The organism is Spongiivirga citrea (assembly GCF_010671565.1).
In the GTDB taxonomy this organism is placed as follows: domain Bacteria; phylum Bacteroidota; class Bacteroidia; order Flavobacteriales; family Flavobacteriaceae; genus Spongiivirga; species Spongiivirga citrea.
In genome coordinates this window covers 261,043-287,275 of sequence record NZ_JAABOQ010000005.1, presented here as the reverse complement: position 1 = coordinate 287,275, position 26,233 = coordinate 261,043, and the positions used below count along the sequence as shown (strand labels likewise).

Annotated in this window: 28 protein-coding genes; 14 read left to right on the top strand and 14 right to left on the bottom strand. The window is 36.1% G+C overall.

Annotation, left to right across the window (positions count from 1 at the left end; genetic code table 11):
* Positions 1-11: 11 nt before the first annotated feature.
* The 4 genes from GWK10_RS13235 to GWK10_RS13220 form a co-directional block, all read right to left on the bottom strand.
* Positions 12-1,019, bottom strand: coding sequence for a glycoside hydrolase family 113 (locus GWK10_RS13235; protein ID WP_164032861.1), 1,008 nt, complete (start codon positions 1,017-1,019; stop codon positions 12-14).
* Between the two features lie 299 nt (positions 1,020-1,318).
* Complete coding sequence (locus GWK10_RS13230; RefSeq protein WP_164032860.1) at positions 1,319-2,596, bottom strand: POTRA domain-containing protein; 1,278 nt, start codon at positions 2,594-2,596, stop codon at positions 1,319-1,321.
* A gap of 71 nt (positions 2,597-2,667) precedes the next feature.
* A complete protein-coding gene (locus tag GWK10_RS13225; protein WP_164032859.1) occupies positions 2,668-3,564 on the bottom strand; it encodes a hypothetical protein in 897 nt (298 codons plus the stop codon).
* A gap of 78 nt (positions 3,565-3,642) precedes the next feature.
* Positions 3,643-4,356: a DUF547 domain-containing protein gene (locus GWK10_RS13220; protein WP_164032858.1), complete on the bottom strand. Its 714-nt coding sequence runs from the start codon at positions 4,354-4,356 to the stop codon at positions 3,643-3,645.
* A 272-nt stretch (positions 4,357-4,628) separates the two neighbouring features.
* Here GWK10_RS13220 and GWK10_RS13215 point away from each other — a divergent pair, with 272 nt between their 5' ends.
* Both GWK10_RS13215 and GWK10_RS13210 read left to right on the top strand, forming a co-directional pair.
* On the top strand, positions 4,629-5,975 hold the full coding sequence (locus GWK10_RS13215) for an NAD(P)/FAD-dependent oxidoreductase (RefSeq protein WP_164032857.1): 1,347 nt from the start codon (positions 4,629-4,631) through the stop codon (positions 5,973-5,975).
* 11 nt (positions 5,976-5,986) lie between these two features.
* Positions 5,987-7,576 (top strand): 4Fe-4S binding protein, encoded by a 1,590-nt coding sequence (locus tag GWK10_RS13210; RefSeq protein WP_164032856.1) that lies wholly within the window; start codon positions 5,987-5,989, stop codon positions 7,574-7,576.
* 73 nt (positions 7,577-7,649) lie between these two features.
* On the opposite strand, the gene GWK10_RS13205 is transcribed toward GWK10_RS13210, so the two are convergent.
* A complete protein-coding gene (locus tag GWK10_RS13205) occupies positions 7,650-7,841 on the bottom strand; it encodes a cold-shock protein (protein WP_164032855.1) in 192 nt (63 codons plus the stop codon).
* 203 nt (positions 7,842-8,044) lie between these two features.
* Here GWK10_RS13205 and GWK10_RS13200 point away from each other — a divergent pair, with 203 nt between their 5' ends.
* A complete protein-coding gene (locus GWK10_RS13200; RefSeq protein ID WP_164032854.1) occupies positions 8,045-8,578 on the top strand; it encodes a 5' nucleotidase, NT5C type in 534 nt (177 codons plus the stop codon).
* Between the two features lie 163 nt (positions 8,579-8,741).
* On the opposite strand, the gene GWK10_RS13195 is transcribed toward GWK10_RS13200, so the two are convergent.
* Positions 8,742-9,116: a DUF2784 domain-containing protein gene (locus GWK10_RS13195; protein WP_164032853.1), complete on the bottom strand. Its 375-nt coding sequence runs from the start codon at positions 9,114-9,116 to the stop codon at positions 8,742-8,744.
* Positions 9,117-9,199: 83 nt separating this feature from the next.
* Between GWK10_RS13195 and GWK10_RS13190 the strand changes: the two genes are divergently transcribed.
* Genes GWK10_RS13190 through GWK10_RS13175 form a run of 4 tightly spaced genes read left to right on the top strand, consistent with a single transcriptional unit; the run spans position 9,200 to position 13,345 of the window.
* Complete coding sequence (locus tag GWK10_RS13190; RefSeq protein WP_164032852.1) at positions 9,200-9,673, top strand: toxin-antitoxin system YwqK family antitoxin; 474 nt, start codon at positions 9,200-9,202, stop codon at positions 9,671-9,673.
* Positions 9,670-10,359 carry a glycosyltransferase family 2 protein gene (locus GWK10_RS13185; protein ID WP_164032851.1) on the top strand — a complete coding sequence of 230 codons (690 nt, stop codon included), beginning with the start codon at positions 9,670-9,672 and terminating at the stop codon, positions 10,357-10,359. Before GWK10_RS13190 ends, GWK10_RS13185 begins: the two co-directional genes overlap by 4 nt.
* Positions 10,359-11,900: a cellulose synthase family protein gene (locus tag GWK10_RS13180; RefSeq protein WP_164032850.1), complete on the top strand. Its 1,542-nt coding sequence runs from the start codon at positions 10,359-10,361 to the stop codon at positions 11,898-11,900. Before GWK10_RS13185 ends, GWK10_RS13180 begins: the two co-directional genes overlap by 1 nt.
* A complete protein-coding gene (locus tag GWK10_RS13175) occupies positions 11,900-13,345 on the top strand; it encodes a mannosyltransferase (protein WP_164032849.1) in 1,446 nt (481 codons plus the stop codon). The genes GWK10_RS13180 and GWK10_RS13175 overlap by 1 nt, the downstream gene beginning before the upstream one ends.
* On the opposite strand, the gene GWK10_RS13170 is transcribed toward GWK10_RS13175, so the two are convergent.
* The 5 genes from GWK10_RS13170 to GWK10_RS13150 all read right to left on the bottom strand — a co-directional run bounded on the left by GWK10_RS13170 (position 13,323) and on the right by GWK10_RS13150 (position 18,265).
* Complete coding sequence (locus GWK10_RS13170; protein ID WP_164032848.1) at positions 13,323-14,111, bottom strand: pseudouridine synthase; 789 nt, start codon at positions 14,109-14,111, stop codon at positions 13,323-13,325. The genes GWK10_RS13175 and GWK10_RS13170 overlap by 23 nt on opposite strands.
* A gap of 122 nt (positions 14,112-14,233) precedes the next feature.
* On the bottom strand, positions 14,234-15,190 hold the full coding sequence (locus tag GWK10_RS13165) for a carbon-nitrogen hydrolase family protein (RefSeq protein ID WP_164032847.1): 957 nt from the start codon (positions 15,188-15,190) through the stop codon (positions 14,234-14,236).
* Between the two features lie 21 nt (positions 15,191-15,211).
* Entirely contained in the window at positions 15,212-16,117 is a 906-nt protein-coding gene (locus GWK10_RS13160; protein ID WP_164032846.1) for a geranylgeranylglycerol-phosphate geranylgeranyltransferase, read from the bottom strand.
* Positions 16,118-16,130: 13 nt separating this feature from the next.
* On the bottom strand, positions 16,131-17,069 hold the full coding sequence (locus GWK10_RS13155; protein ID WP_164032845.1) for a mevalonate kinase family protein: 939 nt from the start codon (positions 17,067-17,069) through the stop codon (positions 16,131-16,133).
* A 113-nt stretch (positions 17,070-17,182) separates the two neighbouring features.
* A complete protein-coding gene (locus GWK10_RS13150; RefSeq protein WP_164032844.1) occupies positions 17,183-18,265 on the bottom strand; it encodes a diphosphomevalonate/mevalonate 3,5-bisphosphate decarboxylase family protein in 1,083 nt (360 codons plus the stop codon).
* A 106-nt stretch (positions 18,266-18,371) separates the two neighbouring features.
* Here GWK10_RS13150 and GWK10_RS13145 point away from each other — a divergent pair, with 106 nt between their 5' ends.
* Positions 18,372-18,845: a TspO/MBR family protein gene (locus tag GWK10_RS13145; protein ID WP_164032843.1), complete on the top strand. Its 474-nt coding sequence runs from the start codon at positions 18,372-18,374 to the stop codon at positions 18,843-18,845.
* Positions 18,846-18,894: 49 nt separating this feature from the next.
* On the opposite strand, the gene GWK10_RS13140 is transcribed toward GWK10_RS13145, so the two are convergent.
* Together GWK10_RS13140 and GWK10_RS13135 are read right to left on the bottom strand one after the other, a co-directional pair.
* A complete protein-coding gene (locus GWK10_RS13140; protein ID WP_164032842.1) occupies positions 18,895-19,425 on the bottom strand; it encodes a DUF1697 domain-containing protein in 531 nt (176 codons plus the stop codon).
* A gap of 59 nt (positions 19,426-19,484) precedes the next feature.
* Positions 19,485-19,955: a DUF6252 family protein gene (locus GWK10_RS13135; protein WP_164032841.1), complete on the bottom strand. Its 471-nt coding sequence runs from the start codon at positions 19,953-19,955 to the stop codon at positions 19,485-19,487.
* Positions 19,956-20,094: 139 nt separating this feature from the next.
* On the opposite strand from GWK10_RS13135, the gene GWK10_RS13130 reads away from it, so the two are divergent.
* From GWK10_RS13130 to GWK10_RS13105, 6 genes are all read left to right on the top strand, one after another.
* The gene (locus GWK10_RS13130) at positions 20,095-20,733 is read left to right on the top strand and encodes a 30S ribosomal protein S16 (protein ID WP_164032840.1); all 639 of its coding nucleotides are present in this window, start codon (positions 20,095-20,097) and stop codon (positions 20,731-20,733) included.
* Between the two features lie 16 nt (positions 20,734-20,749).
* Positions 20,750-21,277: a ribosome maturation factor RimM gene (gene rimM / locus GWK10_RS13125; protein WP_164032839.1), complete on the top strand. Its 528-nt coding sequence runs from the start codon at positions 20,750-20,752 to the stop codon at positions 21,275-21,277.
* Between the two features lie 112 nt (positions 21,278-21,389).
* Positions 21,390-21,734 carry a four helix bundle protein gene (locus GWK10_RS13120; protein ID WP_164032838.1) on the top strand — a complete coding sequence of 115 codons (345 nt, stop codon included), beginning with the start codon at positions 21,390-21,392 and terminating at the stop codon, positions 21,732-21,734.
* Positions 21,735-21,770: 36 nt separating this feature from the next.
* Complete coding sequence (locus GWK10_RS13115; protein ID WP_164032837.1) at positions 21,771-22,484, top strand: tRNA1(Val) (adenine(37)-N6)-methyltransferase; 714 nt, start codon at positions 21,771-21,773, stop codon at positions 22,482-22,484.
* Between the two features lie 76 nt (positions 22,485-22,560).
* A complete protein-coding gene (locus GWK10_RS13110) occupies positions 22,561-22,986 on the top strand; it encodes a secondary thiamine-phosphate synthase enzyme YjbQ (protein WP_164032836.1) in 426 nt (141 codons plus the stop codon).
* Positions 22,987-23,056: 70 nt separating this feature from the next.
* On the top strand, positions 23,057-24,235 hold the full coding sequence (locus tag GWK10_RS13105; protein WP_164032835.1) for an acyl-CoA dehydrogenase family protein: 1,179 nt from the start codon (positions 23,057-23,059) through the stop codon (positions 24,233-24,235).
* A gap of 39 nt (positions 24,236-24,274) precedes the next feature.
* On the opposite strand, the gene GWK10_RS13100 is transcribed toward GWK10_RS13105, so the two are convergent.
* Positions 24,275-26,200, bottom strand: a complete 1,926-nt coding sequence (locus tag GWK10_RS13100) for an OmpA family protein (protein WP_164032834.1) — start codon at positions 26,198-26,200, stop codon at positions 24,275-24,277.
* Between the last annotated feature and the right edge of the window lie 33 nt (positions 26,201-26,233).

The window sequence follows — 26,233 nt, the reverse complement described above, 5'->3', positions numbered from 1 at the left end:
TGACTAATTTTTTAATATGCTCCGTTTTTATAAAACTTCCGTATCAGCTCTTCTGCTGGTTTATTTTGCGGTGTAAATTGAGCATTCTCAACGCCACCTACCTTTTCATGTTTGTCAAACCATTTCCATAGGAAGCCGCCAGCAAACCAATCTTCTGACCAAAACTCGTCATAAATGGCTTTTAAAGCGTTTTCTTGGGCTACAAGATTAACATCTTGCATTTCCCGGCTATAATCCCACGGGCGTTTACCAGAGTAATCCACACTGCGATATCCATACTCTGTAAATAAAACTGGCTTATCTACTTTTTCATGTAGTGCTTTTATTTTAGGCTTGTGAGTTTTCCAACCAGCTTTTAAAGTTTCCATGGTTGGTGTTTGTTTTTCACATAGCGGAAAATATGCATCTACACCTATATAATCAAGCTCATTCCAAAAAGGAACATCAGCAAAAGTATCCCAATTTTCAGCGTACGTAAGTTCTCCTTTATAGACACTTCTTATTTTGTCGATTAAACTGCTCCAAAATTTCGGTCGGGCACTAACAAATTTGTTCAATTCTGTCCCAATGCATAAAACCTCGGCTTCCAATTCGGCCGCCAGATCAGCATATTCCATAATAAAAGCTTCGTAGGACTTTTCAAATTTAAGCCAATCTTCTTCACTTTTCATGGTAATGGTACCCGTAAATTCACCATTTCGAACCCAAATTTGCGGCTTGATCATGATTTTTACGCCTTCTTTTTTATAAAGATTGGCAGTCTTACCAACGCCAAGTCTTTTTTCGCCCCACCATTGTCTTTCTGTATTATGTACTACGCTAGTACCATCAATACTTCGCATAAAACCAAATGGCATTAAACACACCCAATTGGCATTGACATTAAGTACAGGTTGAATTTGTTTTTCAGTCACGACATTAGGTCCGCCAACGAAACTAATGCCATTTATTTTTTCTTTTTGTGCTTCACAAGACATTAAGTGAAATACAATAAAAACGAGTAAAAGGAATCTCTGCATGTTGCTAATTTAACATGCATTTTAAAAACCCTTTCTAAATATGTGTTAAAAAAAGACCGCTGCGCTGCTAGAAAATAGAAACAAGATTAAAGAGAAACTGTAGTATAGGGACAGTTTGCAGTAAGCATTTTGCATAACAATATTTTGAATGAAGATTGTCGAGTTGAAACCCCTCACCCTAGCCCTCTCCCCTAGGAGAGGGAATAAATTTAAACATCATTTAGCTTAATACAGAAACGAGCTTCTGCCTTCTCTTCTCTTTGGTCTTTTTTCTTGCTTCTTGACTCTTACTTCAATCTTTAGAAATACTGCCCAATACCAAAAACTAATCCTTGTGTTGCATCATCACCAACACCAAAACCATAATCTAACCGAAAGACGGCATTAAAAATGCGCTTATGAATAAACCGAACGCCAAGACCTGGATATAATCTAGTTGATGTACCGTCAAATAATTGCGAGATATCTTGACCTGGATTTCGCCATGTTCCTGCATCGATAAATGCATTGCCTTGAAGTACAAACCAACCTTTTTCAATAAATGTATGTCTGTATTCCGTATTTAAGGTAAGTGCAGCAGTACCGCGATCGACAGTATTACCCACGCCACGAATATTAAGTTGATTATCTAATGTAAAAGGCGCGAACGGATTATCATTATTCGAAGCGTAGGCAACACGAAGTCTGTTTGCCCAGTTTCCTTTTTCTCCTACACGTTGAAAATATTCAAAATCATTTCGGCCAATAAAAAAGCTATCTAAGAATGCTTCGCTTTCATCACCAGATACCAAACGAACATCTAACAGGGTTCTAAAACCAGAAACATATTGGTAATCGATATCTATGTCATTATATTCATATTCTCCTCGAAAAGTAATACGGTCTGCGCTCAAATTTGCCGGTTTATCCGCTGGAAGGTCGCCTTCACTTTGTTCTGGTAAAAAAGAGTATTCTTCTTTAGAAATGATGGCACCTATTTGCGCATTGTGATAAAAATTAAATTCATAAGTAAACAAGACTTCAAAAGCCTTACTATCAAATCGATAATTCAACTCCTGTTCAGGAAAAAACACAGGTTCTTGATTGACATTATTCTGATAATTGACTCCAAAACCAAATTTGTTTGTAAATAGGTAGGGGGCTTCCCAAAAGAAACCATACGAGTTGAACTCATCGTTTTGATAGAAACCACCTATTAACTGGTTTTTTCCAAATAAATTAAACTCAAAAGCTGATAGTCTGTATGAGAATTCGTCATTGTTATCAGTTGCTATTCGCACTCCCGGTATTATGGTAAACGCCTCAACAATTTCATAGGTAAGTTGATAATTACCACTTGCATCTTTTTCCAATTTAGAGGTCGCTTTTGCAATACCCGGAAGTCGATTTAGCTTTTCAACATCAGTAGCAATCTTAATAGAATCGTACATAGATGCTGGCTTTACTTTTATCAATCTTCTAAGAAAACCTTCATCAGTCCGCTTTAGTCCTTCAATATTTATATTGGTGATACTGGCCTCTTGCGCAGTAGTAATTGAAGCGCAAAACAGCAGCATTATAACAATCAATCTTTTCATAACAATCAAAAAAAAGCAGGATAGTTTATGTTATTTCATATACTATCCTGCCAGCTAATTCATATTTTATTCTAAAAGACAGCTCTCAACCCTAAGTTGAAGGTTTGTCCTAAACCAGTATCAGTACCTCTTACAAAATTGGTATATAAAGCCTCTATATTTAGTTCGTTGGTAAGTTGGTATTTCGCACCACCACCAACTGCTGTAAAGTCTTGTGAAAAGTCATTCCCTAAATCGATTAATTGTGAATGTTGTACTAGACCCAACACCGTAAACTTCGAACTTGGAAAGTAACTTAAGAATACTCCAGGAGTCAAACGTAAACTGTTATTTGCAAAACTATCTTCTTCCTTACCAAAGTTCGCTTCAGAATTGATTTCAGTAAAAATTTGCCATTTATTTCCAGGGAATGTGTAATCGTAAAAGAAACGGTTTTGCCAAATAAATCCGTTTTGATCTAGGAAGACACCTTGTTCTACTTCATTATCTACTAAAGGGATAAATAATGACGACTGAATAGAGAAGTTACCCACATTTTTAAATGGTACAAACTTGACAGATGGCGCAATAGATGTAAATCCGCTACGCGCACTTCCAGATTCTCCATCGAATTTGAATACATCCAAGGCATCTCTACCTCCGATTACGTTCGATCTAAACTCAAGAATAACCCCTAAATTGACTCGTTTGTTTTCTGACACTCCTGTATAGGCTTCTACTGTAGAGGTAAAAAATGTATTTCGCGGGATATCTCTTTCCGCTCCATCAGGTCCAAAAAGATCCCGAGTTTCTGTATATAAATTATTAAACCATTTAATGTCATATTGTCCTTTAGCAATAAGCTTCGACGGTGTTAGTGTTTGAATTACCGATCCTTGATCATCATCATTATCTGTGTCATCTTGACCAAAAGCAAACGATGTTGCTAATAATAAACTTAGTGCTAGTATTTTGTGTAATCGTTTCATTTTAATTGTATTTGCCCTACCCTAGTCCAATTTTTCAACTAAGGCCGGAGTTGTTTATAAAGTGTTTTAATTGATTTTTTATTTGGTATCATTCAGTTTCCAATCGTAAGGATAGTATGAAATTCTAGCCTTTGTATCAATTGGTTCTTTTCTAAATTTATTGATGTAATCTACCTCTGATCCATTTTGGGTAAAGTCGCCTTTGTACCATTCAAAAATTTGAGAGATCTGTACTTTTTTACCCTTTACTTTTATGAAGGATGGATTGTTTAATGCAATTTCTGTCTGACGTTGTAATTGCGCTTCCAGTTTTGCAGGTGTATATGCTTCATTTATAATAGGAGGACATCCTAAACCGGCACATACTAATACAAAGTGAAAGCGTGGTTCTGATTTGAAATTACCTCTTAGCAATTTGTTTTCAATATCATTTAATGTGATCTGCTTACCCCCTATATCATGTTTTGTCTTATCAAAAAAGCCATTAATATTTAGAGGTGACTTTGTTGGATATTTTTTTATTATTCCATTTATAACGGAAAGATTGTATCCGTTAATCCAAAAAGCTTGGTATGTTTTGGCGTCACTTTTACTTACCGTAATTCCCTTTGCGAGCTCTACGAGCTCATTTAAATCAGCTGGATCTGCCTTAATTGCTTTGTAATTCACCTTGCCATTAGTCACATGCTTACCAAAGAAGGTATCTGCCTTGGTGAAAAAGGCATCTGTATTTTGAGCGATACCAGTAGTACTTACTAGCATACCTATTATTAAAAGTTTATATAGTTTCATTTTGATGTGGTTTTCATTTTTTTTAACAACAGCTATGTCGAAGCTTACCCTAACGGGCTTACAAAAAAATTTGATTATTTTAAGAAAAAAAGTATTTCTGTAGTAAATACGCAGCTGCTCGTAATCAAGTTGATTTCCTTACACTTACATCCTTTATTTGTAATTATTCTAAATAGTTGAGTCAAGCGTAAAGTTCTTATCTTTAGTTTCGACACAAGGGTCATCGAACTAGGTTAGTCTTTCAATTCTAACCATTAAATACACCAACTAATATGGAACACATTGTAATCATTGGTAATGGTATTTCTGGCGTTGCGGCGGCTAGACATATACGGAAATTATCAGATAAGAGAATTACAATAATATCGGCAGAAACCGATCATTTCTTTTCTCGTACCGCGCTCATGTACATTTATATGGGACATATGAAGTACGAACATACCAAGCCTTATGAAGATTGGTTCTGGAAAAAGAACCGAATCGAACTTAAGAACGCATTTGTACAAACTGTAGACCATCAAAACAATCAATTGGTTTTTGCTGATGGCTCAACAATGAGCTATGACAAACTCATTCTAGCTGTTGGTTCTAAACCCAATAAGTTTGGTTGGCCTGGTCAAGATCTTGATGGTGTACAAGGCTTGTATGCAAAACAGGATGTTGATTTAATGGAGCAATACGCCCCAAACAACAAGGTTTGCAAAAGAGCGGTTATAGTCGGTGGTGGTTTAATTGGTATTGAAATGGCAGAGATGTTTCATTCAAGGAATATTCCGGTCACTTTTCTAGTACGTGAAGAAAGTTTTTGGAATGGTGTATTACCGGATGGCGAATCGGGTATGATAAATAGAGAAATAGAGCGAAACCATATTGACTTACGATTAAGCACCAATCTTGTTGAAATTTTAGCAGATGAAAACGGAAAAGCTAGGGCTGTTACTACTGACAAAGGAGATACCATTGAGTGTGATATCGTCGGACTTACTCCTGGAGTATCTCCAAATATTGACTTCTTAAAAGAAAGTGGTATCGAATTAGGTCGCGGTATTAAGGTAAATCGCCATCTTGAAACCAATATTCCAAACATATATGCTATTGGCGATTGTGCTGAGCAACATGAACCTATTGGAAATCGTCGCCCTATTGAAGCTGTTTGGTATACTGGCCGAATGATGGGTGAAACAGTAGCCCAGACCATTTGTGGTAATAGATTAGAGTATAAACCAGGACATTGGTTTAATAGTGCTAAGTTTTTTGATATTGAATATCAAACTTATGGTTGGGTATTTAGCACAAGAGCTTGTCCTGATTGTGATGCAAATTTTCATTGGATACATAAAGATGATGACAAATGCATTACAGTCGCTTTTAACAAAGACACCAAAGAATTTGTTGGCATTAATACATTCGGGATTAGAATGCGTCATGAAATATTTGATCGCTGGCTCACTGAAAAAAGAGACGTGAATTATGTTATGGAGCATTTAAAGGATGCCAATTTTGATCCGGAATTTTACTCACAATATGAAAAGGAAATAGTTTCACAATTTAATGCCGAAAACGGTACTAATATCCAGGTCAAGAAAAAGAGTTGGAAAAGAATTTTTAGCAACGCCTAACAAAAAGAAAAATGAAAGTAATTAAAAATATCGGCCTTGTTATATTCTTAGCAGGCTTATCAATATTCACGGCAGTAGTATTTGTCGGTACATTTAAATTAGAGCAATCGACTTTTGATGAATACGTCAAAAACAATAATATCAAAAGTGAATTGTTTATCGATGCAATTAATAAAGATGTAGTAGGAAAAGAGTTTAATGGCATGTTTGCTTTATCTCCGGTTATTGCACAAGCTTTGGAAACTGCAAATGCACAACATATCAAAAATAAAGAATGGGGTAAACGCATTTTCAGCAAACCACGTGATATGGCAGCTGCGCTTGGAAAACCCGCTGGCTCTGGCTTTATAACAAACAATAAAGGTATTATGTGGTTGCTCACTTTCGGACTGGGTATTCTAGGAGCACTCATGTTTATTTTACCTAATGTCATTCTACTTGGCAGAAAAGGGATTAAGAATAATGGTATTTATCTTGAAAGTGCTACCAATAGAGGCTGGATTGCTTGGCTAGTATTTATATTTCTGGTTAGTTTTTACCTGGTATTATACTTTGCACCTCAATATGCAGTAAACTGGACCTATTTAGTAGATCCTATTAGCAAAACATTAAGCGGAAATCCTGCAGGGCATTGGTTTGTATATGGCTTTATGTATTGTACAGTAATGACCGTAATGGCGGTTAGAATGTATATTAAGTATCGTCATAATATGTACCAAGTTGTAAGAACAACTTCGGTGTTATTTTTCCAAATAGTGTTTGCTTTTTTGATTCCTGAATTAATGGGAAGACTTCAAGGTAGTTATAACAAAGGGTATGATTTTAAAAATGCATTTCCATTAGATTATGACTTCTTTTTCTCGTGGAATTTGAAAGAGCTGATTGATGGAGGTGGGTTAGGTCTATTTATTTTGGTATGGGGAATTGTTTTAACCTTAGTAATAGTACCGGTAATGGTCTATTTTTTCGGAAAAAGATGGTATTGCAGCTGGGTATGTGGTTGCGGCGGTTTAGCTGAAACACTCGGAGATCCGTATCGTCAACACTCTAGCAAATCGCTTTTCTCTTGGAAAGTAGAACGCTGGCTAATACACGCTGTCTTAGTCTTTGCAATATTGATGACAGCGATGACATTATATGGCTTTTTTGCAGAAACAAGAACTGTATTAGGAATTAAAGTGCAGGCCGTAATGAATACTTATAGTTTATTAATTGGTGCCGTATTTGCCGGTGTGATCGGAACTGGGTTTTATCCCATATTCGGAAACAGGGTATGGTGTCGTTTTGGTTGCCCTTTAGCAGCTTACTTAGGATTCGTGCAGCGTTTTAAATCTCGTTTTAGAATTACAACGAACGGCGGACAATGTATTTCATGTGGAAACTGCTCTACATATTGCGAACAAGGAATCGATGTGCGCGCCTATGCTCAAAAAGGAGAGAATATCATTCGATCTAGTTGTGTGGGTTGTGGTGTTTGTTCTGCAGTTTGCCCTAGAGGTGTATTAAAATTAGAAAATGGTCCTGAAGCGGGTCGCATAAATCCAACTCAAGTGTTGTTAGGTAACGACGTAGATTTAATGGACTTGGTTAATAATAAATAAGAAAAAGCTTTATAACATAAAAAAGCCCAGACAAAATTGTCCGGGCTTTGTTTTTTAAAGACTGAAAGTAATATTATAGTACTTTTACGTTTACTGCGTTTAAACCTTTTTTGCCTTCTTTTAAATCGAATTCAACTTCATCGCCTTCGCGAATCTCGTCGATTAATCCAGAAATGTGAACGAAGTGCTCTTTTCCAGATCCTTCTTCAGTGATAAAACCAAAACCTTTGGTGTCATTGAAGAACTTTACTGTTCCTTTACTCATGGTAAAATATTATATTAATTAAGTTACAAAGATGCACCAAAAGTTCCAAATAATTACTATAAATCTGTTTTTTAATTATTTAGTAACCTAGGCTATATCTATAAGATACACAATATAGTAGTCTAAATATCACAGAATAATCATACATAGATTATCAATTTTGGCATTTCATGTTTTAACTTTCGGAACTTAAAATAAAGCATATGACCATTTTTATCGATATGGACGAAGTGATTGCAGATGCCTACGAAGCATTCATCACAAACTACAATACCGATTTTAACGAAAACCTTACGATTGAAGATTTTAAAGGAGCCGAAGCATGGGAGATCATTCCCCAAGATCGAAAAAAGCAAATGCGCAAATATCTTTATACAGATGGTTTTTTCAGAAGTTTTAAACCTATCGGAAATAGTCAAGATGTACTTGAGCAACTTTGCAAAGAACATGAAGTCTATATTGCATCGGCAGCGATGGAGTTTCCTAATTCACTTAAAGAAAAGTCGGATTGGCTAGATGAGTATTTCCCATTCATCCATTGGAAAAACCGGATCTTATGTGGCAATAAATTCATTTTAAAAGGCGACTTACTTATCGATGATCGGGCTTATAATCTAAAAGCGTTTAATGGCCATTCCCTACTTTTTACTTCACCGCATAATATTTATGAAAACAGTTTTCCAAGAGCAAATAACTGGGACGAGGCCTATCAGTTCATCAAATCAATTGAAAAATAGAAGATTTTATAATTTGTTCAAATTAAAAAAGCTCATAAGAGCAAACTTATGAGCTTTTTTGTTCCGTATCCATAACAATACCTTGTAGGCTAATTCAAAGTAATTTACGATTTGGGGTCGTATGTTTATAAAACAACTAAAAGGGGATTTACCCTACCTCTTTTTATTTCTTTTTTAAAAAATTTATATAAACTGAAGCTAATACAGCTAATGTAATTCCGATAATTGTGGCCGTATCCACTAAATTACCATTGGGCAACCAGCCAGAAATTTTAAATACCAAATAAGCAATATAACTTCTCGGGAGGTCGGTTTCGCCTAACTTATTCAGTACGTCATAATGCCAATCGGTTAAAAAACAATAACCAAAACCCCTCCATATTCCTAAAACAACCCAAGAGAATAGGGTAAGCATTAAGGTAATAAAATTCCATTTTCGAGTCTTCCTCCAAATCCATCCAAACAAATTGAAAAGGATAAAGAGACTATGAAAACTCAGAAAGAAATAATGAAGCAGTACAAGTTGTGTCTCATTCATTCTTAAAAATAAGAAACTTTAAAATTCCTGTTAGGTTAATAGCAAGTGTTTCGTCTAAACAGGCATTAGCTTAATTAACGACCATGTTTCAAAAAATCGCCTTACTAATCTTATTTGTATCCAGCCTTGGATCTACTACTAATTACGAAAAAGTATATTTTGAGAATGGCAATATAAAAGAAGAAGGCTGGAAAATGGGCGATTCTAAAATTCGCTATTGGAAATATTATCACCCAAATGGTCAAATTGCTAGTGAAGGCCATTATAAAAACAATAAAAAACAAAACTATTGGTATTTTTACCAACCCGAAGGCACAAAAGAAAAAGAAGGTCACTTCGTAAATGACCAAGCCACTAACTGGTGGTCTTTTTATGATGCCAGCGGAATTTTAATCCACAAATGCCAATTAAAAAATGGCATTAAAAATGGGTATTGTTTGATGTATAAAAAAAAGAAGATTGTTTCTGCTAGAAAGTACAAGCAGGGTAAAAAAATAAATGAATGGTATGATTTTAAGAGCTTTAAGCGCGACAACAACTTATCCGATCTTAAATGACACATATTAAAGTCATTATTCCTGCATATAATGAAGCTGACTCAATTGGAAGCGTTATAAACGAAATTCCTAATCATGTTAATGAAGTAATTGTGGTAAACAATGCTTCGACAGATGATACGGTTGCTAATGCAGAGAAAGCTGGGGCGACAGTGCTTACAGAAAACAACAAAGGCTATGGCTATGCATGCCTAAAAGGGATGCAATATATCGCAGAACAGTCTAACCAACCCGATATTCTCGTATTTATTGATGGAGACTATTCTGATTATCCAGAAGAGTTGGATAAAATAGTTGCTCCTATTATTGATGATGATATAGATTTTGTAATTGGTGCACGAAAAAAAACATTACAAGAAAAGGGGTCGATGACTCCACAACAACATTTTGGCAATTGGCTTGCTACTTTTTTAATGAAAATCTTGTTTAGGGCCCGGTTTACGGACCTTGGGCCGTTTCGCGCAATTAAATATGATAAATTGATAGCGCTGCAAATGGAGGATAAAACATACGGATGGACCGTAGAGATGCAATTAAAGGCGCTGAAGCAAAAACTAAGCTATGTTGAAGTGCCTGTGCGATATAAAAGACGAATAGGAGTCTCAAAAGTTTCAGGAACCATAAAAGGTGCTATATTTGCAGGCGTAAAAATCCTGGGTTGGATCTTTAAATACAGTTTAAAATAATGTCAGACGACACCATATATTCGATTAGTTTCCTCCTATTGGTGATCTACTTAATATCATTAATACTAATCTTTTGTTATGCATTGGCACAACTCAATCTGTTGTTCAATTATTTGCGTTCTAAAAAGAAGGAAGACAAAGGCGAAAAATTCGACCTTGCCAATAAGGAAGAAGTGCCGATTGTAACCATTCAGTTGCCTCTTTTTAATGAGCTGTATGTAACAGAACGATTACTTCAAAACATTGCCAAAATAGATTATCCGAAAGACAAGCTTGAGATTCAGGTATTAGATGATAGTACTGATGATGAAGCGGTAAAAATTGCGGCTGATCAAGTTGCTGAATTACAAAAACAAGGTCTCGATATTCAACATATACAACGCACCAATCGTGAAGGTTTTAAAGCTGGAGCATTAAAAGAAGGCTTAATTACTGCTAAAGGTGAGTATGTTGCCATTTTTGATGCCGATTTCCTACCTGAAGAGGATTGGTTAAAGCGCACAGTACCTCATTTTAAAGATCCTGAAATTGGTGTTGTACAAACCCGCTGGTCTCATATTAATCGCGAATATTCACTGCTTACCAAAGTACAAGCATTCGCTCTAGATGCACATTTCACACTAGAGCAAGTAGGTAGAAATAGCCAAGGCCATTTTATCAACTTTAATGGTACAGCAGGTATCTGGAGAAAAGAATGTATTATTGACGCAGGCAACTGGCAAGGTGATACACTTACTGAAGATCTTGATCTTAGTTACCGTGCTCAACTTAATAACTGGAAGTTTAAATATCTTGAAGATGTTGAAACTCCAGCCGAATTACCCGTAGTAATTAGTGCAGCACGCACGCAGCAATTCCGTTGGAATAAGGGTGGAGCAGAGAACTTTCAAAAGATGCTTCGCGAGGTAATTCACTCGAAAAATATCTCATTTAAAACAAAAGTACATGGCATTTTACACTTGCTAAACAGCACCATGTTCTTAAACGTATTTATCGTTGCGGTTTTAAGTATCCCAATGCTATATGTAAAAAATTATTTTGCTGATTTACAGGGCTATTTTATTGCGATGAGTTTCTTTATTATTAGCACAATCATCTTCTTTATTTGTTATTGGGTGATGTATAAAAATATTAAAGGTGGGGGTGGTTTTAGCCGTTTTATTGAATATATACAGATGTTCTTTACCTTCTTCTCGGTAGCAATGGGCTTTTCTTTACACAACTCTATTGCTGTAATTGAAGGGCATATTCGCAAACGAAGTGAGTTCGTTCGAACACCAAAATTCAATATCAAAAACTTAACGGATTCATGGAAAGGAAACAAATACCTTCGTAAACGACCATCGGCTAATGTGATTATTGAAGGTGCCTTAGCACTTTACTTCGCCTTTGGTATGATAAGCTCATACTTGGTCGCTTTCATTGGTGAAGATAAACTAGATCCTAGTCTTCATTATGATTTTGGATTATTCCCATTTCATTTAATGTTGTTTATAGGTTTCGGTTATGTATTCTTTAAATCGATTACATCTAAGGCCTAATGAAGTTGTGGAGGTTGCATAAACTTCCTATTCTCTATGCACTACTTTCGGTGCTGTTTTATGTAGTTTTTGCTTATGATCTAGAGCGATCTGATCTTGTCAAGCTATTTAGCTTGTACACAGCATTATTTGTCTTCTTTTATAAAATATTACAAGCAGCTAAAGTCGACTTTAAACTACTCCTAGGTTTTGCCATTTTACTGCGTTTAGTATTTCTGGCAGCCACACCCAATTTATCACAAGACTTTTATCGCTTTATTTGGGACGGTAGAGTGCTTGTCGCGGGCTACAATCCCTATTTATATCTACCAAAAGAGTTGATAGCGACAGGAACCGCACCTATCGCAGATGCGCAGGAATTATTTAACGGCATGGGAAGTTTAAGTTCACGAAATTACACCAACTACCCTCCCATTAATCAATTGTGTTTTGCAATTGCTGGATTGCTAGCAGGTAAAAGCGTAGTTGGGGCTACAGTCATCTTAAGAATATTGATCATAGCAGCCGATATCGGAACCATCCTGATAGGGAAAAAATTACTTGAGAAATTAAATATTCCTGTAGATCGCATTTTTTGGTACGCATTAAATCCCTTTATTATTATCGAACTCACAGGAAACCTTCATTTTGAAGGAGTGATGATCTTCTTTCTTATTTTGGGGTTATATCTATTACATAACAAAAAATGGATTTGGGCGGGAATCGCAATTGCCGCTTCTATATCTGTCAAGCTTATTCCGTTGATATTGCTTCCTGTTTTCTTTCAGTTTTTTACGCAACAAAAGGTTCTCGACACACTTAAAAACCCATTTAGCAAGAAACACCTCATCCCCAACCCTTCTCCTCAAGGAGAAGGGAGTTTTTTAAAACGACTAACTTCACTTGTTGGTTTTTATTTGATAATCCTAATGACCATTATCGCTTTATTTATCCCATTTTTTTCATCAGAATTTATCAGTAATTACCAGCAAACAATTAGGCTTTGGTTTAGCAATTTTGAGTTTAATGCGAGCTTGTACTATATCGCTAGAGAAATTGGATACGCATTTCGAGGATACAATGAAATAAAGATTATCGGTAAGTACATTCCCCCTATTATAATAGCAATTGTTTTGCTAATCACATTTGTTAGAAATAACATCAGCATGAAAAATCTGATTACGGGAATGTTGTTAGCACTAAGTTGCTACTTCTTTATTTCTACCACCGTGCATCCTTGGTATGTAGCTACATTGTTGATTTTAAGTGTCTTTACAAAATATCGTTTCCCGCTAGTATGGAGCTTCGTGGTTATTTTCAGCTATACCGCTTATGCTAATGATAACTTTAAAGAAAATCTTTGGTTTGTGGGTGCTGAATATATCATTGTTTATGGTTTCTTTATTTGGGAAGTGTTTTTTAAGACTACCCGAAAAATAGAAACTACAGCATTTTCAAATTACTAACCTCTAGCTCTGTTAAAGTACGATATTTACCACGAGGTAGATCTTTTTTGGTAAGTCCACCGTAAGAAACGCGGTCTAACAATGTTATTTTATAATCTAGATGGTTAAAAATATTATGAACCAATTCTCCTTTAGCAGTATATACATGAATACCAACTTCAGTATGTGGTTTGTCATCGATATAGGATATATCAACTACTGATGTTTTTTTACCACGTATATTGATTCCTTCTTTTATCTTTTCTAAATCCTCATTTTTTAAAGGTTTATCAAGGCTCACCTGATAAATCACTCTTATCTTATGATTATTGCTATTAAGTTTTTTAGAAAGATCCCCATCATTGGTTAAAAGAAGTAATCCCATTCCCTGTTTTTCTAACTTGCCCACAGGTATCGTTTTTTCGCTAACTACATTTTTAACTAAGTCGAATACAGATTTTGATTCATCTTGTTTTGTCGTTACCAAAAATCCCTTGGGTTTGTTTAGCAGAATATAGTGTGGTTTTTCTGGATTAATTCGAGCACCATCAAAGCGAACTTCATCGGTTAGCTTTACCTTATACCCCATTTCGGTAATCACCTGACCATTTACCGTAACGCTGCCAATTTGAATATGCATATCGGCATCACGTCTTGAACAAATACCGGCGTTGGCAATGTATTTGTTTAATCGCATTTCATTTGGGTTAGAAACCTTCTTTTTCTGCGCACCTGGTTTCGGCATGTTTCCTTTTCTATTAGGTCGGTTTCGTCTTTGATTACTCATCCTGAAAATTTTTGCAAAAGTAAGTCCAATAAATGGATATTCAATGCGGTAAGTGGGATATGTCGCAAACCTACAAGGAGGTCTTGACTCTGCCCTACCAGACATTGGAATAATTAAGGGTTTTAGTCTTCAAACCTCGCAGTACTTTGTCTTTCTCGATTTACATGCAGTTGCGTGACATCAGGGCGCGAATAATGACCTACAGGATCGAAATTTTGCCGCTCTTCATAAACTCTGTTGAAATCTAAGGTCTCATAAATAAGTCCATCAGTAGTCATATCGGGTTCGATAATAAACTCACCATCAGGGCCAGCGATACATGATCCTCCATTTGATAAAACATCGGGAGATTTAACAAGTATTTGATCTAAATGAGGCGTGTCCTTCGGGAAATCTTCTTTTCGCATTATACTTGAAACCGATAGCACATAACTTCGCGATTCTCTTGCTATAAAACGGGTAATATCTTTTGTATTATGATCACTTCCTGGCCAAACAGCAACATGCAAATTTTCACCTTGAGCATACATAGCAGCACGTGGTAAAGGCATCCAATTTTCCCAGCAATTTAATCCACCCACGGTGAATTGCTTTAGAGGATGCACCTTCAATCCATTTCCATCTCCTGGAGCCCATGTTAAGCGTTCATCGTAAGTAGGCTGCAATTTTCGGTGAACTGATTTGATAATTCCATTTTGATCAATATAGACTAAGGAGCAATAAATACTATGTCCCCCACGATCAGCAGCACGTTCCATCATGCCTAAGTAAATAGCGATTTTATGTTTTTTCGCTAATTCGCATACACTATCTAATTCGCCTGCTTCTATTTGAATTGAATTGCGAACATAATGGCCATGAATTTCTTTATTGACTTTTTTATCCCATTCGGCACCTCCTGTTAATGCCAACCAGTATGGATAACCAGGTAAATGCGCTTCACCAAAAACTACTAATTCAGCTTGGTTATTGGCCGCTTCTTCAATATGATCTTTTACTTTTTGAAGACTTGCTTCTTTATTAAGCCATACAGGACTTATTTGGGCAAGAGCTACTTTTAGATGGTTTGGTTTGCTCATTTTGAATTTATGTTTTTGGAATTATAGTATCCTGCTTAGTACAAGATCAATATCCAACAGCAAAATACTAAACACTCCTGATACGATTACGAACTTTAAGATATTATGTAGCAGCAAATAATGATTTCGGCTACCTGCTCTAAAAAGTAGTAGTAGAAAAACTAGCAGTAAAATTACACTGGCATAAAAATAATAGTGCATCAATCCTAAATCGAAATACTTTGCCAGCAAGAAAATAGGCACTAAGGTTAAAACTACTAAGAATGTAATCAGGCCTTTTGACATTCGTTCCCCAAACAAAACAGGAATGGTCTTATAATTTTGGGCTAAGTCCCCCTTTAAATTTTCTAAATCCTTTACCAACTCACGCATTGCAATTACCAAGAATAAGAAAGTGGCGTGTACGAAAATGACCGTTTCGAAATTTTTGTAATAAATGAATACTGCAAAAAATGGTGTAATTGCCAATAATGCAGAAATCAAATTGCCTAGAAATGGGATTTTTTTAAGTCGGTGAGAATACCACCAAATCCCGAAAATATAGAAGGCAAAAAATACTACCGCCCGAAACGACACATAGCTGGCAAAAAATATAGAACCAAAGTTTAATACAAAATAAGTGGTAAGTTTCGTCCGCTGACTTACCAATCGATCGAGCATCGACTTTTTAGGTCTATTTATAAGGTCCTTTTCGGCATCGTAAAAATTATTGATGATATAGCCACCAGCAATTGCCAGTGCTGTTGCCGTAACCAACATAAACAAATTAAGATCGAAAACCACTTGACCAAGCGGTTTATTAGGTGCTAGTATATAAATGGAACTTAGATACTGAGCAAGAGTAATAATCAGAATATTATAGCCTCTGACCACTGAAAATAAACTTACAAACTTTAAAAGCAGTAGTTTATTCTTGCGAGAAAACATGTTGGTAGAATAATTAGAAGTTGTAAACCACCTCTAATTTATGATCTTTTAATGCTGCTTTGGCCTTGTCAATATCCTCAGTAAAACCAAGAATATAACCACCTCCGCCCGAGCCGCATAATTTTAAGTAATAATCGTTAGTTTCAATACCTTTTTTCCAAAGTGCATGAAACTGCTTTGGTATCATTGGTTTAAAATTATCAAAAACCACATTAGATAAGTGCTTGATATTTCCAAACAGCGACTTAAAATCTCCTGCTAAGAAATCTTCAACACAAGAGTCGGTATATTTTACAAACTTATCCTTAAGCATATTACGGAAACCTTCTTGTTTCATGCGCTCCATAAATAAGTTTACCATAGGAGCAGTTTCTCCTACGATTCCACTATCTAATAAAAAAACAGCGCCTTTTCCGTTAGTGTTTTGTGAAGGTATGCCTGTTGGTTCTATATTATCTTTTGAGTTGATTAAAATCGGTAAGCTTAAATAGCTGTTTAGTGGATCTAAGCCTGAAGATTTGCCATGAAAAAAAGACTCCATTCCAGCAAAAATCCCTTTTAGAATTAAAAGTTTGTCTCGTGTAAGATTCTCTAAAACTGTGATTTTATTGGTCGCATATTTATCATAAATAGCAGCAACCAATGCCCCGCTACTTCCCACGCCATATCCTTGCGGAATACTACTATCAAAATACATCCCTGAGTTAACATCTTTCTTTAAACGATCGATATCGAACTCGACTAAATTGGGATTGTTGCTTTGAAATTCTTCTAAATAACTAGCAAATGAAATTAAACTTTTATTCGATTTGGCAGCGTGATCTGTCAACTCTTCATCCCATTTTAAAGCGCCTTTAAAAAAGTTATAAGGGATAGAAAGTCCTTTAGAATCTTTAATAATTCCATATTCCCCAAAGAGAAGTATTTTTGAATAAAACAGGGGTCCTTTCATTTATTTATTGTCATTTAGACTTAAGAGCTAATTTCTATTATATTGAAAGATAAGAAATAAATTTTGTTTAAAGCAATTTATATATTGATAAACAAAAGTTAATTTATCTAATCTCAGACTTTCAATCTCGAGGCACCAGCCCCTACTCGGTCGCAAATATAATGCCCATTTTGGCAGTATTCAACTAATTGATCTTTAATAAACTGAAAAATACGTACTGAATCGTTTTCGGGATACAAAATATGAACATTCGCTCCTGCATCTAAGGTAAAACCTATTGGTAATCCGGTTTCTTTTCTAAACTCCCAAATCTTATTTATGACCTTTAATGTATTGGGTTTCATCAAAATAAAATAAGGGTTAGAAGTCATCATCATCGCATGTAATGTTAAGGCCTCACTTTCCATGATATTGATGAATCCTTCCAAGTCACCTTCCTTTAAAATCGTTCTTAGCTTACTCAAATTTTCATGCGCTTGCAAAAATCTATTTTTAGCGAAAGGATGTCCATGCATTAAATCATGACCAACAGTACTACTCACTTGTTTTTCACCTTTATCAATAAGTAGGATTGTATCGTGGTAGTTTTTGAAATTGGGGTGTACCGTATCAGGATATTGAATTCCGAAAAGATCATTACTTCCTTTGATATGATCATGTTCTCCCCAAACAATTAAATCGCCTTCAATGCTTCGGCAAGCACTACCCGACCCTAAACGCGCTAAAAAAGATGCTTTTTTGTTGAAGAACTCCTCGGTCATATCTCCAACTAATTCTTTTTCAACACTCATTAGGCACAATGCCAACGCACTCATGCCGCTTGCAGAAGAGGCTATACCACTACTATGTGGAAATGTGTTTTCTGTTTCTATTTTGAAATGGAAATTGCGAACAAATGGACAGTACTCTTCAATACGCTCGAAAAACTTGAAGATTTTGGGCTTAAAAGCTTCGTTCTTCTCACCTTCAAAATACACATCAAACGACAGCGAATTACCAGGGTAAATCTTGGGCGAATAGTACATTTTTGTTTTCGTGCGACAAGCGTCTAGGGTAAAACTTATCGATGGGTTTTCTGGGAGTTGAGGGTCACGTTTACCCCAATACTTTACTAGAGCTATATTACTTGGTGACTGCCAGCCTACAACACCGTTTTCTACTTCGTTTTTATAGGATGAAGGAATAAATTGTCTCAAAAAACTAAATTATTTTTAACAAAGGTAGCACTTATTCAATGTATGTTGAAATTAACATTTTCACAATTCAAATTAATTCCTATTTTAGTGACTAACTACCAGCCAGATGAAGGATAATATCGTAAAAATTTTCACCGCCATTTCCGTTTGCCTTATTATTGGCTTCATGTCGGGCTTCGCTACACAGTCATCCATCAACGATTGGTATGTATCACTTAACAAACCAAGTTTTAATCCACCTAACGAAATTTTTGGCCCTGTTTGGGTTGTGCTTTATGTAATGATGGGCATTGCCGCTGGATTAGTTTGGCAACGTGGATTTTATCACAAATGGGTGAAAACCGCGCTTTATCATTTCGGATTTCAATTGTTATTAAATGGGATGTGGAGCATTACTTTTTTTGGTTTGCGTAAACCTTTTATAGGACTACTTGTCATCATTGCTTTAATTGTTATGATTATTCTCACAATACGCTGGTTTAAGGTAGTTGATAAACGTGCAGCTTATTTAATGTATCCTTATTTAGCTTGGGTACTCTTTGCCACTATTTTGAATTTTAGTATTTGGCAACTTAATTAAGGTGGAAACTCCAAATTCCAAAAAGGCATAATTTTTCCTACGCTATAGGTTAACCCACCATCTCAATCAATTTGACCATCGTTTTATAATTACGCGTGGTTGCTGCTACTTTTAATTTCTTTTCAAAAAAGTTGTTGTTAAACTTTGCTTTCCCGTAACCCGCTTCACAAAAGAAATAAACGCACTCATTGGTGATGGTAAATTCTTCTTTTTCGTAACTTAAAGTAGTTACTTCATTAATTAGCAAACTATCGGGAGGCGTATGCAAAATGGTGAAATAACTTTTTCCTAGTTTTTCTTTCTTAAAAGGGCAGTTAGTTAAAATGGTCTCTAACTGTTCTTTAGTTCTTACTAAAACTGGTACTTCAAAACCATAACGTGATAAAATACATTGCTTGATCTTCCAAGCCAGCTCATTCGTTTTTATTTCTCTAGATTGAAAAACAACATTCCCGCTTTGGATATAGGTATGCACATTGCTAAGTCCGTTTTCTTCTAAAATAGCTCTAAGGTCAGCCATCAAAATTTTCTTTTGGCCACTTACATTTATTCCCCTTAACAAAGCGATATATGTTTGCATACTTATTAAAACTAAAAAAGCCCCCAATATTGGAGGCTTTAAATTACTATTTTATTCTTTTATGGCATTGGCACCGGTGCAGGAGGAGTTCCTATAATTGGTACTCTATAAAAAATACCGTCTTGCACATTTACTGATCCATCTTCGTTATTTGCGGTAAATTTAAATACTCCTGATATAAAATTCTCTTCCGTATTATATTCAGAAATTGTTACGTTACCAGTATTTCCCGTTTCACCAGTAAAGAAAGTACCGTCACCTTCTTTTGTATACGTTCCTGTGTTTCTCAGGTTCTCACCTAAGCCGTAAATTCCCGTATTCAAGTCGACAATTTGTAGAGTGATTTTCTCAACAGTCATGGTACCCTCAAGTATCCATACATCGTCTTCACCCGGCGTTACGCCGAGCTGAGTTGCCCTAAAAAATTCACCATCAATCGTACCTTGAAAGGCCGGTGTGTTGTCATCGATATCATCTTCGCAGCTAACCATAGCTCCTAGAAGTACAAATAAGTAGATTAGTTTTTTCATTTGTTTAAGTTAGATTTGGATTCTAAACCTCAAATATAACGCAAAAAAGCATGTTTTATTTGGCTGTAAACTAATTAATTTGGGTATCTTTGCGCCCTTAATTAATAACAGGGGTCGAGTACCCCACAATTAATAGCATATGCCTGTTAAAATTAGATTACAAAGACACGGTAAAAAAGGAAAACCTTTTTACTGGATCGTAGCCGCCGATGCGCGTGCAAAAAGAGATGGTCGTTTCTTGGAGAAATTAGGAATTTATAATCCTAATACGAATCCTGCAACGATTGAAGTAAACGTTGACAACTCAGTAAAATGGTTGCAAAACGGAGCACAACCAACAGATACTGCAAAAGCAATTTTGTCGTATAAAGGTGTGATGCTAAAAAAACACTTAGCTGGTGGCGTAGCAAAAGGCGCTTTAACTGAAGAGCAAGCTGAAGAAAAATTCAATGCTTGGTTAGCAGAAAAAGAAGCTAAAATTAACGCTAAGAAAGACGGATTAACTAAAGCTCAGGAAGAAGCAAAAGCTGTTGCCCTAGCTGCAGAAAAAGAAGTTAATGAAAAGCGTAATGCTGTAGCTGTAGAAGAAGAAGCTCCTGTTGAAGAAGCAACCGAAGCTGTAGCAGAGGAAGCAACTGAAGCTGTAGTTGAAGAGACTGCTGCCGAAGAAGCTCCTGCAGTTGAAGAAGCACCAGCGACTGAAGAGGCTCCTGCTGAAGAAGCTGCTCCTGAAGCTGAAGCAAGCGCAGAAGAAACAAAAGAAGAAGCAGCTGAATAATTAAAATAACGATGAGATGAGAAAAGAAGATTGCTTCTACCTCGGTACCATCGTTTCTAAATTCAGTTTTAAAGGGGAGTTACTAGTCAAACTAGATACAGACGAACCAGAAGCTTACAGTAAATTGGAATCAGTTTTTATTGCCCTTGGTAATAATCTGGTTCCTTTTTTTATTGAACGATGTTCATTACAAAAAAGTAGTTTACTTCGCGTTAAGTTCGAAGATGTAAATGATGAGGCTGATGCTGAATCGCTTTTAAAATCCGAACTTTACCTTCCCCTTGATTTTTTACCTAAACTAGAAGGAAATCAGTTTTACTTTCACGAAATTATCGGTTTTTCGGTCCAAGACGAACGTTTCGGTGCTGTTGGCACTATAACTGGAGTAAACGACACGACCTCACAAGCACTTTTTGAAATAGATAAGGACGGCAAGGAGATTCTTATTCCTATAAATGATGATTTTATTTTGGAAGTGAATCGAGAAGATAAGGTTATCAAAGTTGATGTTCCTGAGGGTTTGATAGAATTATATCTTAGTTAAATCCCAATACTCAAATCCAAAATCCCAATTTTCTTGATGTCGTTAATACAAGATCTTAGTTTCTAAATTCATTGGTCTAAAAATTTGTAGCTTTAAGTAAACCACCTTTTGAATGACCAAAACATATAATCTTGAGGAACGTACCTATGAATTTGCTCGCAATTGTAGATTTCTTATAGCCAAACTTCCAAAAACTATTCAAAATATAGAGGATGGAAAACAATTGGTAAGATCTTCGGGTTCTGTTGCAGCAAACTATATTGAAGCCAATGAAAAATTAGGAGATAAGGACTTTGTTTTTCGAGTTAAAATTGCAAGAAAAGAAGCAAAAGAAAGTAAATTGTGGCTTCGCCTATTAGAAACGCAGAATCCAAAACTTAAAGAGTTTATCAACCCATTATATAATGAGGCGGATGAACTAAGAAAAATCTTATCAGCTATACTTAATAAATCCTAATTTTTTTGGGATTTGGAATTTCAATCATTGGAATTTATGAATAAGCCATTTCAGTTCAAACAGTTTTCAGTGAAACAGGATAAGTGCGCAATGAAAATTGGCACCGATGGAGTTTTGCTGGGTTCTTGGGCGAGAATTGACCACAATCCATTTTCGATATTAGATATTGGCTCAGGCACCGGAATTTTAAGTTTGATGTTGGCGCAGCGATGCCATGCGGAAGTAATTGAAGCTATCGAAATTGATTCGGATGCATATGAGCAATGTGCTGGAAATTTTGAGTCCTCACCCTGGAACGATCGTTTGTTCTGTTACCACGCTGGATTATTAGAATTTGCGCAAGAAGTTGATGATGAATTTGATTTAATTGTTAGCAACCCTCCTTTTTACAAGCCAACTGAAACCATTACAGAGAAAGCGCGAGCTACAGCTCGTTTTCAAGACGCAATGCCATTTGAACATTTAATTGCATGTACCGCTAAGCTACTATCAGAAGTGGGAAAATTTGCTGTAATTATTCCGTTTGATGAAGAAGAAGGGTTTATTGAATTATCAAAAAACTACGGGCTTTTTACTGAACGCATTACTCGCGTTAAAGGAACTGAGGAAGCCTCAATAAAAAGAAGTCTATTGCAATTTTCGAAAATCGAATCAATAGTTGAAGAAGGCGAGCTCGTAATCGAAAAAAGAAGGCATGATTATACAGAAGACTACATAGCGCTGACCAAAGACTTCTACATGAAAATGTAAATTTCGGACAAAAGACTCCTTGTTTTATTTGAACCTAGCATAAAGGCATTATTTTTATTCCTCAAACCATCTACACATGAAATTCTTACAAAAAGAAATCATATTGCCAGCACATCCCAGAGGGTTTCATTTGATTACTGATATCATTTTAGAGGCTATTCCAGCACTAAAAGAAATTAAGATTGGCCAGCTACAGGTTTTTATCAAACACACTTCAGCCAGCCTTACAATTAACGAAAATGCCGACCCAACTGTACGAACTGATTTTGAAAGTCATATGAACAAAATGGTTCCAGAAAATGCCTCTTATTATGTTCACACCTATGAAGGACCAGATGATATGCCAGCACATATAAAGTCATCCTTAATGGGTGCTTCAGTTCAAATTCCTATTACTAACGGACGATTAAACTTAGGTACTTGGCAGGGCATCTATTTATGTGAGCATCGAGATCAAGGTGGAAGTAGGAAGTTGGTATTAACTGCAATAGGAAATTGTTAAATTCATAACAATTAATCAATCAATTGTTGTATTTCTTTTATCTATCTTTGACATATAAAATTGCTACAAAATGAAACCAGACCTTTTCGAAGCACCAGATTACTACAACCTTGATGACCTATTAAACGATGAACATAAATTAGTTCGTGATGCGGCTCGTCAATGGGTAAAAAGGGATGTTTCTCCAATTATAGAAGACTATGCACAAAAGGCAGAGTTCCCAAAACAAATAATCGGTGGGCTAGCTGAAATTGGCGCATTTGGCCCCTACATTCCAGAGGAATATGGTGGCGCTGGTTTAGATCAAATCTCTTATGGTTTGATCATGCAAGAAATTGAGCGCGGTGATAGTGGTGTTCGTTCAACTGCATCGGTGCAATCGTCATTAGTAATGTACCCTATTTACACCTATGGAACAGAGGAACAGCGTAAAAAATATTTACCAAAACTAGCTTCTGGTGAATTTATGGGTTGCTTTGGTTTGACAGAACCCAACCACGGATCGAATCCTGGTGGAATGGAAACCAAATTCGAAGATAAAGGCGATCATTTTCTGTTAAACGGCGCCAAATTATGGATCTCAAATTCACCCTTTGCAGATATTGCAGTAGTATGGGCAAAAAATGAAGAAGGGCGCATTCATGGTCTAATCGTAGAACGTGGTATGGAAGGTTTTACGACACCAGAAACTCATAATAAATGGTCATTACGTGCATCAGCTACTGGAGAGTTAGTTTTTAACGACGTTAAAGTGCCAAAAGAGAATTTACTACCTAATAAAAGTGGACTTGGAGCTCCTCTTGGGTGCCTAGATTCTGCCAGATACGGAATTTCATGGGGTGCAATAGGAGCGGCAATGGACTGTTATGATACAGCCTTACGATATGCAAAGGAGCGTATTCAATTTGGAAAACCGATAGCAGCTACCCAGCTTCAACAGAAAAAATTAGCCGAAATGATCACCGAGATCACCAAAGCCCAACTATTGGCTTTCAGATTAGGCCAGCTTAAAAACGAAGGAAGAGCAACTACTGCTCAAATATCTATGGCAAAACGCAATAATGTAGATATGGCAATCAATATAGCGCGCGAAGCGAGACAAGTTTTAGGCGGTATGGGTATTACCGGAGAGTACAGTATTATGCGCCATATGATGAACCTAGAATCGGTTATTACTTATGAGGGTACTCATGATATTCATTTATTGATTACTGGAATGGATATTACAGGACATGCAGCTTTTAAATAACAGCTATTCATAATAAAAAAGGAGGCTTTTCTTGCATTCCTACTGAGAAAGAATTACAAATTCTGATCGTCTATTTAATTCATGATCTTCTTTAGAGCAGGGAATATCATTGGCACATTGATTAATTAACTGCGATTCTCCAAAACCTTTTCCACTAAGTCGATTTGCATCAATGCCCTTACTTATCAAATATTGTACTGTAGATTCTGCACGTCTGTTAGATAATGCCATATTATAAGCATCATCAGCCCTACTATCGGTATGCGAGCGCACCTCCATTTTTATCTGAGGATATAGATTCATTACCTCCACTACTTTATCCAATTGTGCTAGTGAATCGCCTTCTTGAATAATTGCAGAGTCAAATTCAAAATAAATTACTTGCAGTTGCAAAATCTTACTTAAATCATCGTTTACATCGGTAATGGCCTTATCAAATTCTAAAACAACATCAATGTTTACCGTAGCTGCCTTATCCGTTTTAGCAACAACTATCTCGTTAGTGACATAATCGTCCGCCTTTGCCCTAATTAAATGATTTTTCGTAGCATCGGTGGTAAACGTATAATTACCATTAGTTACAATAACTTCCTCAAGCACCACTCCAGCTTCATCTATTAACTGAACTGTCGCAGTATCAATTATCTCATTTTCATCCTTTGATTTTACACTTCCTGAAACGATAAGATCGATCTTCTCGACAATCGGCTTTGTTTCAACAAAACTATAGATATCATCATCGCCTTTTCCACCCTCGCGGTTAGATGCAAAAAACCCCTTCTTCGTACTATCATTAATAATAAAACTGAAATCATCTTTAGGTGAATTTACTGGACTCCCAACGTTGACCACATTAGTGGTTGGAGCGCTATTTTCATCAAGGCGAACTGTAAAAACATCCAATCCACCTAGCCCTAAATGACCATCGGAAGCAAAATACAGCTTGCCTTCTGCTGATATATATGGAAAGGTCTCTCTTCCTTCAGTATTAATTACATCACCAAGGTTCCTTGGTTTACTAAAGCCACCATCTTCTAAAACATCAACAACATAAATATCACCATAGCCTTTTGTACCCGGCATATCAGATGCGAAATACAGTTTCTTACCATCGGCACTTAATGCAGGATGCGCATAGGTATGTTTATGATCAGTAAAAGGAAGGGGTTCTACCTCAACCCATCTATCTTTTTTTCTTGTGGCTCTATATAAGCGTAATCTATTTAGTGTACCGCCTTGTTCTTTTAATAAGCTGTTGCGCGTAAAATACACGGTATTACCATCTGCAGTAAAGGTCGTAGATGATTCATGAAAACTTGTATTAATTCTTCCTTTTAATTTTTTTGGGGTTTGACCAGCCTCGGCATCAGGATTCAAAGAAACTTCGTATAGATCGATAAAGGGTTTTGCATCCCATTCGTGAATAAACTTTGTAAACAAGCTTTTGTTTAGTGATGAAGAAAAAATCAGCTTATCTCCAACAACCATAGGTGAAAAATCGGCATTTGGCGTATTAAATGGAACCGCACTAATGTTATACCTCCCTGATTGAGCGCCAATATCCTCGAGATAATCAGGATTTTCACGATAAAGAATTGCACGCCGGTCAGTGCTATTTAACTCAGTAAATTTCTGGAGATACACATTCGCTTCGTCGTATTTTTTAACCGATTTCAAAGTTTGAGAATAGCGATAGAAATACTCAGGCTCTATTTCCTTATTCAATGCCATTAGTTGTTCATACCACTTATTAGCCTCCACTAGTTTAGCATTGAAATAATAACTATCTCCTAAACGTTTAAATATCTTAACAGATTTTTCTCCGTTTTTTACTTCTCGCTCATACTCGTTGATAGCCTTGTTATAGTTATAATTATCATAGGCTTTATCTGCCTCTGTTTCCTGTTCTTGCGCAAAAGCAAAAAGGCTTATCATAACTAAAATTAATGAGGCAGTAAGTTTCATGATATTGATTGTTGGTTTTGTCAGCGCATATAT

Excerpts from the sequence above, each read along its gene's own strand:
- GWK10_RS13235 (WP_164032861.1), bottom strand. The coding sequence starts at position 1,019 with ATGCAGAGATTCCTTTTACTCGTTTTTATTGTATTTCACTTAATGTCT.
- GWK10_RS13230 (WP_164032860.1), bottom strand. The coding sequence starts at position 2,596 with ATGAAAAGATTGATTGTTATAATGCTGCTGTTTTGCGCTTCAATTACT.
- GWK10_RS13225 (WP_164032859.1), bottom strand. The coding sequence starts at position 3,564 with ATGAAACGATTACACAAAATACTAGCACTAAGTTTATTATTAGCAACA.
- GWK10_RS13220 (WP_164032858.1), bottom strand. The coding sequence starts at position 4,356 with ATGAAACTATATAAACTTTTAATAATAGGTATGCTAGTAAGTACTACT.
- GWK10_RS13215 (WP_164032857.1), top strand. The coding sequence starts at position 4,629 with ATGGAACACATTGTAATCATTGGTAATGGTATTTCTGGCGTTGCGGCG.
- GWK10_RS13210 (WP_164032856.1), top strand. The coding sequence starts at position 5,987 with ATGAAAGTAATTAAAAATATCGGCCTTGTTATATTCTTAGCAGGCTTA.
- GWK10_RS13205 (WP_164032855.1), bottom strand. The coding sequence starts at position 7,841 with ATGAGTAAAGGAACAGTAAAGTTCTTCAATGACACCAAAGGTTTTGGT.
- GWK10_RS13200 (WP_164032854.1), top strand. The coding sequence starts at position 8,045 with ATGACCATTTTTATCGATATGGACGAAGTGATTGCAGATGCCTACGAA.
- GWK10_RS13195 (WP_164032853.1), bottom strand. The coding sequence starts at position 9,116 with ATGAATGAGACACAACTTGTACTGCTTCATTATTTCTTTCTGAGTTTT.
- GWK10_RS13190 (WP_164032852.1), top strand. The coding sequence starts at position 9,200 with ATGTTTCAAAAAATCGCCTTACTAATCTTATTTGTATCCAGCCTTGGA.
- GWK10_RS13185 (WP_164032851.1), top strand. The coding sequence starts at position 9,670 with ATGACACATATTAAAGTCATTATTCCTGCATATAATGAAGCTGACTCA.
- GWK10_RS13180 (WP_164032850.1), top strand. The coding sequence starts at position 10,359 with ATGTCAGACGACACCATATATTCGATTAGTTTCCTCCTATTGGTGATC.
- GWK10_RS13175 (WP_164032849.1), top strand. The coding sequence starts at position 11,900 with ATGAAGTTGTGGAGGTTGCATAAACTTCCTATTCTCTATGCACTACTT.
- GWK10_RS13170 (WP_164032848.1), bottom strand. The coding sequence starts at position 14,111 with ATGAGTAATCAAAGACGAAACCGACCTAATAGAAAAGGAAACATGCCG.
- GWK10_RS13165 (WP_164032847.1), bottom strand. The coding sequence starts at position 15,190 with ATGAGCAAACCAAACCATCTAAAAGTAGCTCTTGCCCAAATAAGTCCT.
- GWK10_RS13160 (WP_164032846.1), bottom strand. The coding sequence starts at position 16,117 with ATGTTTTCTCGCAAGAATAAACTACTGCTTTTAAAGTTTGTAAGTTTA.
- GWK10_RS13155 (WP_164032845.1), bottom strand. The coding sequence starts at position 17,069 with ATGAAAGGACCCCTGTTTTATTCAAAAATACTTCTCTTTGGGGAATAT.
- GWK10_RS13145 (WP_164032843.1), top strand. The coding sequence starts at position 18,372 with ATGAAGGATAATATCGTAAAAATTTTCACCGCCATTTCCGTTTGCCTT.
- GWK10_RS13140 (WP_164032842.1), bottom strand. The coding sequence starts at position 19,425 with ATGCAAACATATATCGCTTTGTTAAGGGGAATAAATGTAAGTGGCCAA.
- GWK10_RS13135 (WP_164032841.1), bottom strand. The coding sequence starts at position 19,955 with ATGAAAAAACTAATCTACTTATTTGTACTTCTAGGAGCTATGGTTAGC.
- GWK10_RS13130 (WP_164032840.1), top strand. The coding sequence starts at position 20,095 with ATGCCTGTTAAAATTAGATTACAAAGACACGGTAAAAAAGGAAAACCT.
- rimM (WP_164032839.1), top strand. The coding sequence starts at position 20,750 with ATGAGAAAAGAAGATTGCTTCTACCTCGGTACCATCGTTTCTAAATTC.
- GWK10_RS13120 (WP_164032838.1), top strand. The coding sequence starts at position 21,390 with ATGACCAAAACATATAATCTTGAGGAACGTACCTATGAATTTGCTCGC.
- GWK10_RS13115 (WP_164032837.1), top strand. The coding sequence starts at position 21,771 with ATGAATAAGCCATTTCAGTTCAAACAGTTTTCAGTGAAACAGGATAAG.
- GWK10_RS13110 (WP_164032836.1), top strand. The coding sequence starts at position 22,561 with ATGAAATTCTTACAAAAAGAAATCATATTGCCAGCACATCCCAGAGGG.
- GWK10_RS13105 (WP_164032835.1), top strand. The coding sequence starts at position 23,057 with ATGAAACCAGACCTTTTCGAAGCACCAGATTACTACAACCTTGATGAC.
- GWK10_RS13100 (WP_164032834.1), bottom strand. The coding sequence starts at position 26,200 with ATGAAACTTACTGCCTCATTAATTTTAGTTATGATAAGCCTTTTTGCT.